Annotated in this window: 13 protein-coding genes; 12 read left to right on the top strand and 1 reads right to left on the bottom strand. The window is 63.9% G+C overall.

All coding sequences use genetic code 11. The features are described 5' to 3' along the window. The first annotated feature begins 18 nt into the window (after nucleotides 1-18). Genes BW39_RS03675 through BW39_RS03705 form a run of 7 tightly spaced genes read left to right on the top strand, consistent with a single transcriptional unit; the run spans nucleotide 19 to nucleotide 7,168 of the window. Nucleotides 19-819, top strand: a complete 801-nt coding sequence (locus BW39_RS03675) for an ABC transporter permease (RefSeq protein WP_043819875.1) — start codon at nucleotides 19-21, stop codon at nucleotides 817-819. After that, nucleotides 816-2,099 (top strand): ABC transporter ATP-binding protein, encoded by a 1,284-nt coding sequence (locus BW39_RS03680; protein WP_043819877.1) that lies wholly within the window; start codon nucleotides 816-818, stop codon nucleotides 2,097-2,099. Before BW39_RS03675 ends, BW39_RS03680 begins: the two co-directional genes overlap by 4 nt. A 3-nt stretch (nucleotides 2,100-2,102) precedes the next feature. Then, nucleotides 2,103-3,164, top strand: coding sequence for an acyltransferase (locus tag BW39_RS03685; RefSeq protein ID WP_081816120.1), 1,062 nt, complete (start codon nucleotides 2,103-2,105; stop codon nucleotides 3,162-3,164). 40 nt (nucleotides 3,165-3,204) lie between these two features. Then, nucleotides 3,205-4,104, top strand: coding sequence for a class I SAM-dependent methyltransferase (locus tag BW39_RS03690; RefSeq protein WP_043819882.1), 900 nt, complete (start codon nucleotides 3,205-3,207; stop codon nucleotides 4,102-4,104). Between the two features lie 40 nt (nucleotides 4,105-4,144). Beyond that, nucleotides 4,145-5,005, top strand: coding sequence for a class I SAM-dependent methyltransferase (locus tag BW39_RS03695; RefSeq protein WP_043819886.1), 861 nt, complete (start codon nucleotides 4,145-4,147; stop codon nucleotides 5,003-5,005). 7 nt (nucleotides 5,006-5,012) lie between these two features. Then, entirely contained in the window at nucleotides 5,013-6,044 is a 1,032-nt protein-coding gene (locus BW39_RS03700; RefSeq protein WP_043819888.1) for an acyltransferase family protein, read from the top strand. Nucleotides 6,045-6,067: 23 nt separating this feature from the next. Then, nucleotides 6,068-7,168, top strand: a complete 1,101-nt coding sequence (locus BW39_RS03705) for an acyltransferase family protein (protein ID WP_043819889.1) — start codon at nucleotides 6,068-6,070, stop codon at nucleotides 7,166-7,168. Here the strand turns inward: BW39_RS03705 and BW39_RS03710 are convergent. After that, entirely contained in the window at nucleotides 7,146-10,937 is a 3,792-nt protein-coding gene (locus BW39_RS03710) for a methyltransferase domain-containing protein (protein WP_043819890.1), read from the bottom strand. The two genes, BW39_RS03705 and BW39_RS03710, sit on opposite strands and share 23 nt — an antisense overlap. 344 nt (nucleotides 10,938-11,281) lie before the next feature. Between BW39_RS03710 and BW39_RS03715 the strand changes: the two genes are divergently transcribed. From BW39_RS03715 to BW39_RS03735, 5 genes are all read left to right on the top strand, one after another. Beyond that, entirely contained in the window at nucleotides 11,282-12,055 is a 774-nt protein-coding gene (locus BW39_RS03715; protein ID WP_043819891.1) for a glycosyltransferase family 2 protein, read from the top strand. Nucleotides 12,056-12,060: 5 nt separating this feature from the next. After that, complete coding sequence (locus BW39_RS03720) at nucleotides 12,061-13,164, top strand: glycosyltransferase family 4 protein (RefSeq protein ID WP_081816121.1); 1,104 nt, start codon at nucleotides 12,061-12,063, stop codon at nucleotides 13,162-13,164. A 110-nt stretch (nucleotides 13,165-13,274) separates the two neighbouring features. Then, on the top strand, nucleotides 13,275-14,165 hold the full coding sequence (argB, locus tag BW39_RS03725; protein ID WP_012203251.1) for an acetylglutamate kinase: 891 nt from the start codon (nucleotides 13,275-13,277) through the stop codon (nucleotides 14,163-14,165). A gap of 121 nt (nucleotides 14,166-14,286) precedes the next feature. After that, nucleotides 14,287-15,006 carry a response regulator transcription factor gene (locus BW39_RS03730; RefSeq protein WP_012203252.1) on the top strand — a complete coding sequence of 240 codons (720 nt, stop codon included), beginning with the start codon at nucleotides 14,287-14,289 and terminating at the stop codon, nucleotides 15,004-15,006. Nucleotides 15,007-15,043: 37 nt separating this feature from the next. Next, nucleotides 15,044-16,531 (top strand): sensor histidine kinase, encoded by a 1,488-nt coding sequence (locus tag BW39_RS03735; protein ID WP_034390299.1) that lies wholly within the window; start codon nucleotides 15,044-15,046, stop codon nucleotides 16,529-16,531. Nucleotides 16,532-16,597 lie beyond the last annotated feature (66 nt).

Consider the following 16,597-nt stretch of genomic DNA (forward strand, 5'->3'; position numbering starts at 1 on the left):
GCTTTTGCTTTACAACGCATGTACTCTTTACTCGGCGAATGCCGCGCGCTGTGGCAGGCCCGCAGCCTGCTGTGGGTGATGACCCGGCGCGAGGTGGCGGCTCGCCATGCAGGCACGGCCGCTGGCGTGCTCTGGCCCTATCTGCAGCCGCTGCTCACGGTGGCTGCCTACTATCTTGTCTTCGACGTGGTGTTCTCCATGCGCCTGGGGGACAACGCGCCCACGCATGCCGTGGGTGCGTTCCTGGTCGTGGGCGCCTTGCCCTGGATGGCGTTTTGCGATGCCACGTCGCGCGGCATGAACAGTCTTGTCGAGGCGGGCGGCATCCTGCAGAAGAATCCTTTGCCACCTGTGCTCTTCCCCCTGCGCGCCGTATTGGCCAGCAGCGTGATTTTCGGGCCGCTGCTCGTGCTGGTGGCTCTGGCCTATCTGCCGCAGCATGGATTGAACGCATCGATGCTGGCCTTGGTACCGCTGCTGCTGGGGCAGTTGCTGCTGTGCGCGTTGCTGGCCTATGCACTGGCCATCCTGACGGCGGCGCTGCGTGACGTAGGCCAGCTGGTGACCTTCCTTTTGTCGGTGGGGATTTATCTGTCACCCATTCTGTTTCCCTTGGCCTTGTTTCCTGAGCGGTGGCGCTGGGTGCTCTGGGCCAACCCCATGACGGCGCTGGTGCTGGGTTACCAGAACGTGTTGCTTCAGGGATTGTGGCCGCAGGCCTCCGTGTGGGTGGCGCTTGTCGCATGGCTCTTGGTGCTGGCCGTGCTGCTCAACGGCCTGGTGCGGCGCAGCCGCGATCAATTGGTGGACTGGCTATGAACGCCAAGCATGTCGAGCTGCCCGAAGATCTGGTCCTGCGCGTGCGTGACCTGGGCAAGGAATACAAGCTTTACCCGTCGCCGCGTGCACGGTTCAAGGCGCTGCTGACGGGCGCTGCCACGCACCGTAGCCATTGGGCGCTGCGTGATGTGTCGTTCGAACTGCGCCGCGGCCAGTGCATTGGCGTGATCGGAGATAACGGTGCGGGGAAGAGCTCGCTGCTGAAGCTGCTGGCGGGCACCTTGCAGCCCAGTTTCGGAACGATCGAGCGGGTGGGCCGGGTGACGGCCATCCTTGAGTTGGGCGCGGGCTTCCATCCTGATTTCAGCGGCCGGGACAATCTGTATTTCGGCGGTAGCCTGATCGGCATCAGTCCTGAACGCATGCGCGAGCTGGAGCCTGAGATTGCTGCCTTTGCCGAGCTGGGCGAGGCGATGGAGCGACCGGTCAAGACCTATTCGTCAGGCATGACCGTTCGGTTGGCGTTTGCGTTGGTGACGGCGGTGCAGCCTGATGTGCTGATCATCGACGAGGCTCTTGCCGTGGGCGACCAGCATTTCCAGAAGAAGTGCATAGAGCGCATCATGGCGTTCCGCAACAGCGGCTGCACCATCCTGTTCTGCTCCCACAGTCCGTATCACATTCGCCATCTCTGTGATGCTGCGCTGTGGCTGCGCGGTGGGCAGGTGGCACAGTTCGGCGATACCGAGCCGGTGCTGGCCGCCTACGATCTGCATACCCGCGAACGCCAGGAGCGTGAGCAGCTTGCGCTGGAGGGCGCGGTCGCGCCGCGGGTGCCGGGCCATGAGGAGGAAAATGCATGCGAGGCCACGGCGTCTCCTGCAAGCCCCGTGGCTGCGGTGGACAGCGGCACGGCCTGCATCCTGTCGGTGGATGTGAAGGACCTTGCGGAGCCCGTGGGCGACCAACCTGGACTGCTGCAGAGCCAGGATCTGGTGGTCACCATCACGGCGCGAGGGCGTGGCAATGAGCGGCCGCACATAGGCTTCATGATCGAGCAATCCAAAGGCGTGGGAATCACATCGCTGGCCACCCACGAAGACAATGCGTTCCCGCGGCAACTGCCGGACGGAAGCTGGCAGACGGTGCTGACCTTTCCCGAGTTGCCTTTGCACAGCGGGGACTATGTGATCAGTGCCTTCCTGTTCGATGAGACGGGACTTGCCGTTTATGACGAGTGGTTCCAGTTCCTGCATCTGCGCTTTATCTTCCCAAAGCCGTTGCCAGGGCTTGTGCGCCTTCCTCATCACTGGAGCTGAACGATGGCGCAGGAGTCGGCACGATTGCAGCAGCACGCGTCACCCACCGGCGAAGCGAGGAGGGGCGTTGATCCGCGCTTGAATTTGCTCAAGGTGCTGGCATCGTTCGCCGTGATCATGGTGCACACGGCGGTTCTGCGGGTCTCTCAGGTAGACGTGCACAGCCTGGGCTGGTGGGTGGCCAATATTGGCGATGCGGCAGGGCGTTTCGGCAGCTCGATGTTCGTGATGGTCGGGGGAGCCGTATTGCTGGCGCGTCCTGCAGAGCGTGATCCCTGGGGTTTTGTCGGCCAGCGATTGTCCCGCCTGCTGCCTGCACTGCTGTTCTGGTCGGTGTTCTATTTCGCCTGGCGTGAATGGATGTGGGGCGGCATCACCTGGCCCGGTATCGTGCAGGATGTCGTGCTGGGTAGCCCCTGGTACCACCTGTGGTTCATGTACATGATGCTGGGCCTTTATCTGATGATGCCGGCCATGCGTTACGCGGTCCTGGGCGTGGGGGAGGGGCCAGGCTGGCGTCACCTTTTGATGGTGGCGGCAGGGATGACCTGGTTTGCCTCCATCGCTCAGACGCTGCAAAAGACATCACACGCCAGTTTCATCGGTCTGGCACCCTTGTTTGTTGTCTATTTCCTGGGTGGCTACTATCTGCTGCGGCGTCCGGTGCGCATTGCCACTTGGCAGCTTGTGGCCGGTGTAGTGCTGGGTGTTGCGGGCATGGCGGTTGGCGTGGCGGGGGCCTATCCGGTGCTCAAGGATTGGGCCTTCGTGCTTTTCTACAGCAACCGTAGCCCCTTTGCGATGCTGCTGACTTTCTCGGTGTTTTTGCTGGCATTGCGCCTGCCGCCTCAAGCCGTGCCCGCCTGGGTCAACCACCTGGGCAAGGCGACCCTGGGCATCTATGCCATTCACCCATTCTGGATCGACATGCTGGCGCGCTGGGGCTATGGCCTGCCGCAGGCAGGCGGATACTGGCCAGTGCTGACGCTGGTGGTGTTTGCCTTGTCTGCCCTGACCTCGCTGACTCTTTTTTCGATTCCCGGGTTGAGACGCCTGGTGAGCTGAGATCGGCGGCAAAGCCTCTCCCGCAATTTTTGATATACCGATGAATACAACGAATTCTTCTCCCGCGATAACCAGTGAAGGACAGCGACTGTTGCTTGAGGCGCAGCAGCTTTTGGTTCAAGGAGACTTGGCTGGAGCAGCGCAGGTCCTGATGCGGGCCCGCAGCGAGCGCGATACGCTGCTTCAGGCGCATGAACTGATCGAGGCCCATGGCCTTGTGGGCTCGTTCTCCAACATCATGGGGCTGGAGTGCCGGATTTCGCCCCAGGACGATATTTTCGGATTTTTCTGCGGCCACCCTTCCAGCCTGAATCCCCTGCGCGACTACTTCGCCGACGGTTGGCGCACGCTGTCGGAGCTGATGCTGCTGCTGGAGGCTGTGGACAAGCCCTTGCTGCGTACGGCCAGCGTCCTGGAGTTCGCCAGCGGTCACGGCCGCTTTACGCGGCACCTGGTCAAGGCGCTGGGGGCGGAACGGGTCACAGTCTCGGACATCGTGGTCGATGCTGTGGATTTTTCGCAGCAGACCTTCGGCGTGAAGGGCTTTGCTTCGGCCAGCGTGCCGGAGCAGGTACGCTGGCCGCAGCAGTACGAACTGGTGTTCGTGCTCTCGCTGTTCAGCCATCTGCCGCGCTCGACCTGGACGCGCTGGCTGCAGGTGCTGCGTGATGCGGTGGCTCCTGGCGGGTTGCTGGTTTTCAGCACGCACGGCATGAAGGCCGCAGATTTCGACAGCGTGAAGCTGGATGACGAGGGATTTTTCTTTGCCCCGTCCAGCGAGTCGAATGCCATCGATGCCAATGAGTATGGAACGGCGTTCACTTCCGAGCAATTCGTCTTGGATCGCATTGCCGAAACCTGGGGCGCCGATGCGCTGCGCCATCGATCACTTGTGCATTTCTGGAACCACCAGGATGCCTATGTGCTTCAGCGGCTGTGAGCGCTGGCAGGGCTGTATATAGAACAAAGAGGACGATTGCATGAGTTGGATGCTGCGTTTGCAGGAGAGGCTGTTCGGCCTGGCGCCATGGGATGCCGGCAAGATCACCGATGAGTGGTTTCGTGCGCATTTCAACTATGCAGCGGATCTGGCCCATGACTGGCTGGGACAGTCATTGGATTTGTCCAAGGCCAGGTTGCTGAATTTCGGATGTGGCGATGGCATCACCGATCTGGCTTTGGTGCTGCGCCATGGCGCAACCTCCATCCATGGCATCGATATCCGCCAGGAGTACGCCAAGCTGCCGCGCATTGCACGCGAGCAGTTGGGCATGTCGCGTATTCCCGCTGCGCTGAGCTTCGAGACCATCGTGCCGAATTCGCCATTGGCCGGCCGGCATGCGAACTATGACGGATTGCTCAGCTGGTCTACCTTCGAGCATGTGCAGCGCGACAAGGTGCTGCCGATCCTGTCCGACCTGCATGCCTGCCTGCGCCCGGGAGGCGTGTTCTTCCTGCAGATCGAGCCCTTGTTTCATTCTCCCTGGGGCTCGCACCTGCGCCGCTACGACGATGTGCCCTGGCACCACTTGCTGGCGTCGGAGGAGGAACTGTGGAGCATCATCGAAAAGCATGAAGGTCCGCTGGACGCCGCCGAGGTGGACTTCGGCTTTGCCGATTTCGGTGTCGATGGCTACAAGCGCTTTGTCTTCAAGGAGTACCAGGCGCTGAACCGGTTGACGGCAGACGAGCTGGTCGATATCGCTCGTCAGGCCGGTTTTGAGGTGTTGCGCGAGGAGCGGCGCCAGGTGGACATGGCCATTCCCGAGGCGCTGGCGGGGCGCTATCCCGAGGAGTGGCTGCGCAACAACGAGATTTTGCTTTTGTTGGGCAAGAGCTGAGCTTGCGATGAGTGCTCCTGGCCTCACGGCGCGGCCTGCGCATCACAATGGCTTTGATGTGTTGCGCATGGCTGCAGCGTCTGCCGTGATATTCAGCCATCACTTCCACATCACGGGCACCAAGCCTCCCGGGTGGCTGCACGCAGACATGGTGGGCGGAGTGGCTGTGATGACCTTTTTCAGCATCAGCGGCTTTCTTGTCACATTGAGCTGGTTGCGCGATCCTCGGGTTCTGGCATTCGTTTTCAAGAGGTTGCTGCGACTTTGGCCAGGCATGCTTGTCGCCGTCTTGTTGGGCGTATTTCTGTTCGGTCCCATCTTCACGTCATTGCCACTGGGCGAATTCCTGATTCATCCGGAAACGCTGGCGCATTGGCGCAATCTCTTGCTTGTCAAGGCCTATGTCGTGATGCCTGGGGTGTTCCCTGCAAATCCACTGGCAGGACTGATGAATGGCCCTTTATGGACGATTCCCTTGGAGCTGTTGTGCTACGCCGTCCTTGTGGGTGCGGGCGCCCTGGGGGTTTTCCGCTGGAGGCCATTGGCATGTACCTTGCTTCTGGCCTATCTGGCCTTCTTTTTGGCAATGAGAAATGCGGACCTGACAGGGTCAATGCGGCATTGGTTTGAGTATCCTGCCTACTTTGCCTTCGGCAGTCTGCTTGCCTTGTGGCAACAGCGGTTTGCTGAGCACGGCGGTGTGATGGTGCTGGTACTGCTGCCGTTGTCTGCCGTGCTGTTCTTCGGATTGAAGCTTCAGCACACGGCGGGGCTGCTGCTGCTTCCTCCGCTTCTGGTCTATCTTGGATCTTTGCGCGCCCCTGTCTTTTCCTGGCTGCACCGGGCAGGAGACCCTTCATATGGCATCTATGTATTGGGATGCCCGATACAGCAGGCAGTGCAGGCGACGTGGCCCCATTTGCCGTTTGCCTGGAGCCTTCTGGCCGCGATCATGCTGGCGTTGGTTGCTGGTTATGCCTCCTGGCATCTGGTGGAGGCTCCCGCCTTGCGCTTCAAACGTCTGGCGCATCGTTTTTGAATTTGGCAGGGGGTTAATGCTGCATGGAGAATTCCCAAAGCATCGGCAACCGCTTTGATCTTCTGCGCCTTGCGGCGGCTCTGGCCGTCTTCGCCGCGCACGGAGATTTTCTGTATCGACTCCATCTGCCCGTGCCATTTCCGGGCCATAGCCTGGGGTCGTTGGCGGTTTATGTGTTTTTCTTTATCAGCGGCTATCTGGTTTGCGAGAGCTGGATGCGGGCACCCATGTGGCGCGCCTTTTGGCTGAAGCGCTTGATGCGCATCTTCCCGGGTCTGGCGGTAGCTGTCGCGTTTTCGGTATTTGTGCTGGGCTGGGCCGTCACCACGATGCCGTCTGCTGAATACTGGGCCGCGCGAGGAACCTGGAACAACTTCCTGAACAATGTGATGGGCTTGGCGACCGTCCAGACCCTGCCAGGTGTGTTCGAGTCAAATCCGTTTGCGCGCGCAGTCAATGGTTCGCTGTGGACCATACGCTACGAGCTTTTCATGTACCTGCTGCTGGCGTCGCTGGCATGGTTTGCCAGTGGACGCCGCTGGATTTACCCCCTGTCGGCTTTCCTGCTGGCGATTGCGTGGCAACTTGCCCGCAGCGGCGGGTGGGATGAAGCCTTGGCCGCCACAGGTGGTCCGGTGGCCGAGTTGTTCAGATGGCGGGATTTCTGTGGCTTTGGCGTGCCGTTTTTTCTGGGCAGCACGATGGCAGTCTACCGCGTTCGTCCCCGTGCATGGATGGCTGCAATTGCATTGGGCGCCATCGTATGCGCATTGCTGGCTGACGTTGCGCTTTGGCGGCAGGTTGCCGTCTGGGTCCTGATTGCCTGCGGGACGCTCTATGTGGCCTTCGTGGGCAATCCGAAGGCTGGCAGCCGTTGGCGCGCAGATTTGTCCTATGGCGTATACATCTACGCTTTCCCTGTGCAGCAAGCCGTCGTTGAACTGTGTCTGCGCAGGGTATGGCCGCTGTGGGTCAGCTTGCTGTTGTCTTTGGGGCTGATCCTGGCGTTGGCCCTGCTGTCCTGGCATTGTGTGGAGCGCCCCTGCATTCAGGCGGCCAAGCGTTGGTTGAAGCGCTGGCCTGCCATTGGAGGGGCACAGCCTAGGCCTGCAGCCAATTCTTGACCCGGCGCTGCCAGTGCGCGGGAATGCGCCTGGCCACGCCGCGCAGGATGGGTAGCGAGCGCAGATGGGCCAGCAGGATCAAGGCCCCAGATCTTGCCGCATGGTCCTGGCGTTGCAGGCGATGTGTGGCCAGGAAGGCCGCATCCAGTGGCTGGAGCAGGGCCTGATCGCGCGGCTGCAGCCTCTGGAGATAACCGTCGCCATAGAAAGTGGCTCCCGGCTGGGCGGCCGCCCTCCCTGTCGCGGTGGGTTGCTGCGGTGGCTGCCCTTCAATGAAGTGGCGTTCGCGTATTTGCGCGAAGAAGTCCAGCCATTGGGCGGCGCTGGCGTCCCAGGGCATGACCCAGGACCAGTCGCGGCCCGCCAGCCTTTCGGGAAAGGCCCCTATGTCGGGCGCGACGATCGGTAGCCCGGCGGCCAGGCAGGCGCTCAGGGTGTAGCTGTAGGTCTCCGGCCATTGGGCGGGGAACCAGGCCAGGTCGGGCTGCAACCACTGCAGCAGAGCAGGCAGTTCTTCTTCCTTGTAGCCGCCGTGCACGGTCAGGCGTGCGCGCGGCTGGGTCTGCAGGCTGCGGTAGCCATAGCCGAGCAGATGGAATTCCACAGGAGCTCCGCGTTTGGCGGCTTCGATGGCCACGGCTTCAAGCACGTCAGCCCCCTTGATGGCACTCATGGCTCCCAGTACGACGATCTTGAGCGGGGCCGTGGCGGCCAGCGGGTGTGCCACCGGGGCCGGCAGCTGTGCCGGCAGGTCGGTGTGGGCAACTGCCTGGACGCGGGCACCGGGCACGAAACCGGCAATCCGGTTGGCCGTGTCCTGGCTGGGGGCCAGCACATGGCGAGCGTTGTTCAGCAGCAGCGCATTGCGATGGCGCCACTGGGCCACGGTGCCGGCATAGGGGGCTGTGTCCGTGGGTTCGCAGCAGCCGCACTCGCCCGCGCGGGGCGACACGACGTAGCGGTTGTCTATGCCGGTCAGCGAGATGTTCTTGCAGTAGGTATAGAAATCATGGGCCGTGAAGTCATGGGCCGCACCCAGACGGGCGGGCAGGTCCAGGATGGCTTCGCTGTGGCCCAGCAGATGCTGGTAGTGCACATGCACCACGCCCAGCTGGCGCAGGGCCTGCACCAGCTCCTCCATCTGGTCGGCGATGCGGAAGGCGAGCTCGAATGCTTCCTTTTCCTCGGCACGGCGCAATACCACGGTGCCACCTGCGGCTGGCGAGAGCATGAGGAACAGCGCCTTGCCTTGCAGGAACTGCGCCAGTTCGCGCACATGGCGCACCGTGCCGCCCGCCCGGTCGTGGAGCACGGCCAGCACCACAGGCTGGTGTGCGGCCTCTGCCTGCAGGCGCGCCACGTCCAGCGCAAGGCGTGCGGTGCGCGCAGGGTCGGCCTGGACGAAGGCCATGACATCGGCTTCGTAGCGCGGATGCAGGCGGCGCAGGGTTTCCATGGCGGCACGTTCGCGCGGGCTCTTGCTTTCTCCGAAGCTCACGCCGCCTGTGTGCAGCACGAAGGTGTCCAGCAGATGCAGGTTGCGCCAGCCAGCCTCTGCGGCACGCTGGCAGAAGTCGTTTTCCTCGCCATAGCCCTTGCCGAAGTGCTCGGTATCGAACAGGCCGACGGCGTTCAGGCTGTCGCGGCGGATGTACATGCAAAAGCCCACGCCGGTGGGCACGTCCACCACCTGGCCGGGATTGGTGCGCGCACACAGTGCGTCGATGGCGGCCGTGTCCATGCCGGGCGGCAGGTCGTTGCCCTCGCAAAAGCGCGGGTAGCTGCAGATTGTGGCGTTGTTGGAGAACGGCGTGACGGAGGCGATGCGTGCATCGCCGTAGGCGGCCTGGCGGATGCGGTCCAGCCAGTCATTGGCGACCACGGTGTCGCTGTTGAGCAGCAGCACGTCATGTGCGGTGTTCAGCGCCATGCCCCGGTTGACGGTACCGACGAAGCCGAGGTTCTCCTCGTTCTCCAGCAGGGTGATGCGGGGCTCCTGCGCAGCCTTCTCGCGCAGCCAGGCCGTGACTTCGGGCTCCGGGCTGGCATCGTTGATGACCACGAGTTGCCAGTGCGTGCGGCAGGGGCTGGCCAGAACGGATTCGATGCAGTTGCGTGTGTCGTCCAGCCCCCGGTATACGGGCACGATCACATCGACGGGCTGCTGGGGCATCGGCTGGGGCACGGGTGTATGGAGGACGGGGACAGGCACTGGCGTGCGGCCCAGCAGGCGGTCAATGCGCATCTTGGCGTGGACGAGGGGGCGCGTGGCCCGGAAGACGGTGGAGTTCTCTATGTCGCGCAGGTGCTGTTCCAGCCGTGCGAAGTCCCGCTGTACGCGGGTGGCTTCCTGTTGCCAGATGGCGCGTTCCTTGCTCTGTGATTGGTGGCTGTCTTCCAACAGGGCGTTGCGGTGCTGCAGGCGCTGGATCGAAGCACTGCGTTCCTCCAGCTGCTGGATATCCTGCGCATGCCGCTGCTCGAGCAGCATGCGCTGTGTGTGCCATTGGTCCTGCAGATCATTGGCCCGGCTGCGTTCCTGCGCGATCTGCCGCTCAAGCGGCTGCACGGCCCCGGCCAGCGCCAGATAGTCGGCCGACATGGGCCATCCCATCTCGATCTCCAGCGAGGCGCCACGCAGGGGGGTCAGGGTTTCTGCAGGAATGGGCAGTTCGAACCAAGGGTCATCGCCGGTCAGCAGCAGCATCAGCGAGAAGGCGCCTGCCGGATGAAGTCCATTCCACACGAGCTGATGATGCGGGCGTTGCCCCAGCAAGGCGGCGTCCGAATCCTCGGGCAGCCATTGCCAGACGACGGCGCCTTGCGCATCGAGCAAGGCCAGCCGGTGCAGATGTACGAAGCCCGGCCGGTCGGCCAAGTCCAGGCGGAGATGGCTCAGCGAAGTGTTGTGGTCGGGCAGTGCAAAGCGCAATGTCTGACGTGCCTGGCCAATGATGCCGGTGGTAGAGAGCTTGCTCTCTTCCTCATAGCGGCCAGCGCGCGCCATGTAGAGCTGGGCCGTGAACAGTGCATGCGCCTGTGGGTAGTTCAGCGGCGGCTCGATGGGCAGCGCCTGGGCGGCGGGTGCCGCACTGGCGATGAACTGGTAAGCCAGTGCATCCGGCGTGGCCAGCAGGTGGCGGGTAACGGCCGGGGGCAGGCTGTCGTAGGCGACGCGGAATTCCGATTCGGGTAGCGCTCGCTCGATGGTGTCGATGTCATCCACCTGCCAGCCTTGCTCGGCCAGAAAGCGCGACAGCGAGCGCCGTGTGAAAAAGCGCAGGTGGGTGCGGTCCAGCAGGCCTTCTTCGCGGTAGCGGAATTCGCCATGCAGCAGTTCTGCCACCAGGCCGCTGTAGCCTGCATTGGGCACGGAGATCAGCAGACGGCCTTCGGGTGTCAGCCGCTTGCGGCAGGCAGCCAGGATGCGCTCGGGCTGGCGCAGGTGCTCGAGCACGTCGGCGCAGACGATGTAGTCATAGCGCGTGTCGCCGAAGAGCTGGTCCAGGTCGCAGTCCTCCAGGTCGGCCACATGGACATGGCGGTAAAAGGGCGCGGCATGGCGGGCCTCTTCCTGGCTCAGGGTGACGCCGTCGCAGACGCATTGCTTGTGCTCGGCGAGAAAGGCGCCCAGCGCGCCGCTGCCGCAACCCAGATCCAGTATGTGCGCCTGGGCCCGGACATGGCCGGCCAGCACGGACAGCGACGTGCGCTCGTTCAGATCGACGGTGCGCAGGTAGACGTGGGGATCGGGAATGGGTGTGGTCATAGGAAATGAGGTGCCAGGCGCGGTCCGGGCAGGGATCGATCGCCCGTCATATTCATCTGCGCCAGTCGACCGTGGCCGGTCCGCAGAGAGCGGCGGAGCACGCCCACGCCAGGCGCAAAAAATCCCGGAAGTCCGGGCGGCAGATTGTCGCGCATCATAATCCCGGCCACCGCAGTGATTGCATGGCATGGCGGGTTAATGACATTTTGTGCGGCTGTTGCATTTCCTTGCATCACGGCATACCCGCTGACGCCTTCCGGGCGCCTTCCGCTGAATACTCGGAGCCGCCGTTTTTTCGGCGCAGGTAAGCGGGTTGGAATTTGAAGATCTGAAGGGCGGCATTGATGGGTTCATCGTTGGTCGTGTCGGTGGTGAGCCACGGACATGGCGCTCATATACAGAGGCTGCTTGAATGCCTGGGGTCGGCGCGCCTGGCGCCGATGTCCCGCGTGGTGCTGACGCTCAATATTCCCGAACCGGAGCCCCTGGCTCCAGCGACCGGCTGGCCTTTTGTCCTTGAGATCCGGCGCAATGCGCAACCCCTGGGTTTTGGCTGCAACCACAACCGGGCGCTGGCGAATGCCCGGGAGGCGTTTGTCTGCGTGATCAATCCTGACGTGTACTGGGGAGCGCAGGAAGAGCCGCTGCAAGAGCTTCTGGCGCTGGCGGCCCGGCCGGGGTTGGCCCTGGCCTATCCCCCGCAGATCGGCGAAGACGGCACGCTGCAGGATTTCGAGCGGGAGCTGCCATCTTTCTGGAATTTGCTGCGACGCAAGCTGCACGGGCGTGTGGAGCAGCGTGTGGAATGGGTCAATGCAGCCTGCCTGGTGCTGGGCCGGGATAGCTGGATGCGGCTGCGTGGGTTTGACGAAGGTTTCTATATGTATTGTGAGGATGTGGATCTGTGCCTTCGCCTGCGGGTGCTGGGCGGAGAGCTTCGGCGCGGTGAGTTGCCTGTCGTCCATGCGGGTCAGAGGGCGAGCCGGCGCAGCCTGCGCCATGGCGCATGGCACGTGGCCAGCCTGCTGCGGCTGTGGAGCCGTCCGGCCTACCGCAAGGCCCGAGCCCTGCCGCAGGCAGCGCCCTCGCTGCGCAGTCTGCACGGGGAGTCATCGTGATCTGGATGGCGGTATTGGCCTTCATGGTGTCTTGCACCGGCTGTGCACTGCTGGTGCGCTGGGCCGGGCGGTACGCGAAGAGTTCCTACGGTTACGACAAGCCGCAGCGTTTCCATGTGGGCGAGGTGCCACGGCTGGGCGGCGTGCCCATGTACCTCGGACTGGCTGTCTCCTGGGGGGTGGGCACCTGGCTGAGCATGCGTGGAGATCCTTCCTCGCTGCGCATGCAGTTGTGGGTTGTCGTGTGCCTGGCCGCCATGCTGCCGGCCGTGGTCGGGGGGATCATCGAGGATGTATCGCAGCGCCTGAGCGTGCGTTACCGGCTGGTGCTGACCCTGCTGAGCGCCGTGCTGGCGGTTTTGCTGTGCGGCCTCACTGTGCCCCGGCTCGGCTGGCCCTGGCTGGAACAGGCACTGGGTCCGGCCATGCCCTGGCTGGGCATGGGCCTGGCCGTGCTGGCCCTGACGGGCCTGCCCCATGCCTTCAACATCATTGACGGCTACAACGGGCTGGCCGGGATGGTGGCCACCATCATCTGCCTGGCGCTGGCCCACGTGGCACTGCAGGTGGGAGACCGGACCCTGGCCGCCATGCTGGTGACGCTGGCCGCCGCCACCTGCGGCTTCCTGGTCTGGAACTACCCGCGCGGCATGATGTTTGCAGGTGATGGCGGGGCCTATGTCTGGGGGCTGGCGATTGCCCTGGCCAGCATTGCCCTGGTGCAGCGCAATTCCGCAGTCTCGCCATGGTTTCCCATGCTGCTGCTGATCTATCCGGTCTGGGAGACGGTGTTTTCCATTTATCGCAAGCTGATGCGCGGCATGTCGCCGGGCATGGCGGATGCCCTGCATTTCCACCAGCTGATCTACCGGCGCATCGTGCGCGGCGTGTTCGACGACGATCTGGCACGGCGCATGCTGCGCCGCAATAACCGGACTTCGCCCTACCTGTGGGCGTTCACGCTGCTGACCGTGGTGCCGGCATTGCTGTTCTGGAGCAACACGCCCGTTCTGGTGGGTTTTTGCCTGCTGTTCGTGGTCAGCTATGTGATCGCCTATCTGGCCATCGTGCGCTTCAAGCTGCCGGGCTGGATGCAGAACAATGGATGATGGCCGGGCGCCAGTGGGCGTTCCGTCATCAGGGCATGCAACACTGCCGCGCAGTTGCGGCACAATGCCCGCCTTGTTGTTGACTACTTCCACGCCCCAGGGCTAGCACCATGAACGATATCCTCTCGATTGCCCCCCGCGACAAGGCCGAAATCCTCGCCCAGGCCCTGCCCTACATCCGCAAGTTCCATGGCAAGACCATGGTCATCAAGTATGGCGGCAACGCCATGACCGATCCGGCCCTGCAGGCCGACTTCGCGGAAGACGTGGTGCTGCTGAAGTTGGTGGGCATGAATCCGGTGGTGGTGCATGGCGGCGGGCCGCAAATCGAGACGGCCCTGAACCGCCTGGGCAAGAAGGGCGAGTTCATCCAGGGCATGCGCGTGACCGATGCGGAAACCATGGAAGTCGTGGAATGGGTGCTGGCCGGCGAGGTGCAGCAGGACATCGTAGGCCTGATCCACCAGGCCGGTGGCAAGGCCGTGGGCCTGACAGGGCGCGATGGTGGCCTGATCCGCGCACGCAAGCTCAAGATGGTCGACAACAAGGATCCGAACATCGAGTACGACGTGGGCCAGGTGGGCGATATCGTCTCTATCGACCCCAGCGTGGTGCGCGCGCTGCAGGATGACGCCTTCATCCCCGTGATCAGCCCCATCGGCTTTGGCGAGGAAAACGAGAGCTACAACATCAATGCCGACGTGGTCGCCAGCAAGCTGGCCACCGTGCTGCAGGCCGAAAAGCTCGTGCTGCTGACCAACACCCCTGGCGTGCTGGACAAGGCCGGCAGCCTGCTGACCGACCTCACGGCGCGCGAGATCGACGCCCTGTTCGCCGACGGCACCATCTCGGGCGGCATGCTGCCCAAGATCAGCGGCGCCCTGGATGCCGCCAAGGCCGGCGTCAACGCCGTGCACATCATCGATGGCCGCGTGCCGCATGCCATGCTGCTGGAAATCCTGACCGACCAGGCCTACGGCACCATGATCCGCAGCCATTGAGGCCCGATGGCGCGGACTTTGCGGTTCGCGTTACCATCGCGCATGGCCCGGGCGTGGTCTGACGGCCTGGGCCGGTTTGCTGCAAGCCGCCTTTGGGCGGCTTTTGTTTTTTAGGTTTGATATGCGTTTGCTTCTTGTGGAAGACGATGTGATGGTGGCCAGCGGCATCAAGCTGGGGCTGTCCGATGCGGGGTATGCCGTGGACTGGGTCGGCAGTGCCGAGCGCGCCCTGGAGGTGCTGGCCCAGGAAGCCTTCGACCTGGCCGTGATCGACATCGGCCTGCCGGGCATCGACGGGCTGGAGCTCACACGCCGCCTGCGCAGCAGCGCCGTCGAGAGCTCGGCCATGCCCGTGCTGATCCTGACGGCGCGCGATGCGCTGCAGGACCGCGTGCAGGGCCTGGACCAGGGCGCCGACGACTACATGGTCAAGCCCTTCGAGCTTCCCGAACTGCTGGCCCGGCTGCGTGCGCTGCTGCGCCGCTCGCAGGCAGCCACATCGGCCGTCCTGAGCTTCGGTCCCATCGAGCTGGACACGGCAGGCCGCCGCGCCGGCGCGCGCCAGCCTGCGCAAGACGATGAGAGCGAGGGAAAGCTGCTGCCCATCGACCTGGGCCCGCGCGAATGGACCGTGCTGGAGTACCTGCTGATCCACGCGCCCAAGCCCGCCAGCAAGGACAAGCTGCTGCAGGCGCTCACGGGCTGGGACCGCGAGATCACGCCCAATGCCGTCGAGGTCTATGTCTCTCGCCTGCGCAGCAAGCTGGAGCCGCATGGCGTGGCACTTCGTTCCATCCGTGGCTTCGGCTATCGGCTGGAACTCTCGCATACCGCCGCCTGATGCGGACATGGCGCATGGTCCCAGGCGCTGACCGCCCATGACGGCCAATCTGCGCCTTCGCCTGCTGGTGCTGCTGGTGGTGCCGCTGACGCTGCTGGCACTGATGGGCGGCTGGTTCGGCTATCGCTCGGCAGACGAAGCCTCCACCCAGCATGACCAGCGCCTTTTGCGCCTGCTGCCTGCGCTGGCCGATTCGGTGCTGGCGCCGTCGATCGCCGAGGGAACGCCGCCCCTGGTGGCGCTGACGCCCGCCATCGAGGACGTCTTGCGCCAGCGCGGCGACGACGTCGGATATGCCATAGGTGACCTGCAGGGCCATGTCGTTGCTGGCGACACCTGGATCCGCTTCGACGTGCCTTCCACGCCGCTGGCCGAGTTCCACAGCCAAGAGCATGACGGCCTGACCTACCGCGTGGCCGTCATGCGCGCCGAAACCTATGGCGCCGGTGAAATGGTGCTGGTGCTGGCCGATGGCGGCGATGTGCGCCAGCAATGGGTGCGCCAGCTGCTGCTGCATGTGCTGCTGCCCAGCGTGCTGCTGATCGCGGGTGCCGGCATCGCCATTTACTGGTCGGTCAGCCGGGCTTTCCGGCCGCTTCTGACCCTGACCCAGGCTGTGGAGCGGCGCTCGCCGCGCGACCTCAGTCCCATCTCGGAGCACAGCTCGCCGGCCGAGGTCCGTCCGCTGGTGCGCTCGCTCAATCGCCTGTTTGCACTGGTCAACGCACAGGCCGAAGGCCAGCGGCGCTTTGTGGCCGATGCGGCCCATCAATTGCGCACGCCGCTGGCGGCCTTGCAGGCCCAGGTCGAGGCCTGGGCGCTGAGCGCGCAGGCTGCCCAGGCCGAGGCGCGGCGCAAGGGCACCGAGGCCCAGGTGGTGCTCAGCGTGACGCAGATCGAGCAGTTGCGCGACGCCACGCGGCGCACCTCGCAGCTGGCACGCCAGCTGCTGGCGCTGTCACGTGCCGACGCCCGCAATGCCGAAGTCCAGCCGCTGCAGAAGGTGGACCTCAAGGACCTGTGCGAAAGCATGCTGGAAATGTTCTTCGACCAGGCCAGCGCCAAGGGGCTGGACTTCGGCCTTGACGTGGCGGCCGCCAGTGTCTGGGGCCACAGCTGGCTGCTGCGCGAACTGGTGTCCAACCTCGTGGACAACGCCATTAAGTACACGCCGCCCGGCGGCAGCGTCACGCTGCGCTGCGGCATGTACCATGGCGCGGCACAGTCTGCGGATGAGCCGCAAGGCTGGGCCTTCCTGGAGATCGAGGACGACGGCCCCGGCGTGCCCGAGGCCGAGCGCTCGCAGATCACGCAGCGCTTTTACCGCGCGCAGGGCGCGGCCGGTGACGGCACCGGGCTGGGGTTGGCCATTGCCGAAGAAATCGCCCTGCTGCACCAGGGCACTCTGGCCTTTGGCGCCGCAGCGCAGGGCAAGGGCCTGCTGGTACGCTTGGAGCTTCCATTGCAAATGCCGGCCATGCTCTCGGAAACAATAGCAGCGCAAGCAACAGGCAAGCGATCCTGACGGTTGCGCTCATGGGGACAGCTTTGTGCGGAGTTGCCGCCGAGGGCTGTGAGAGAATTACTTACA

Origin of the sequence: Delftia sp. RIT313 (assembly GCF_000632165.1) — a bacterium.
GTDB lineage: Bacteria > Pseudomonadota > Gammaproteobacteria > Burkholderiales > Burkholderiaceae_C > Comamonas > Comamonas acidovorans.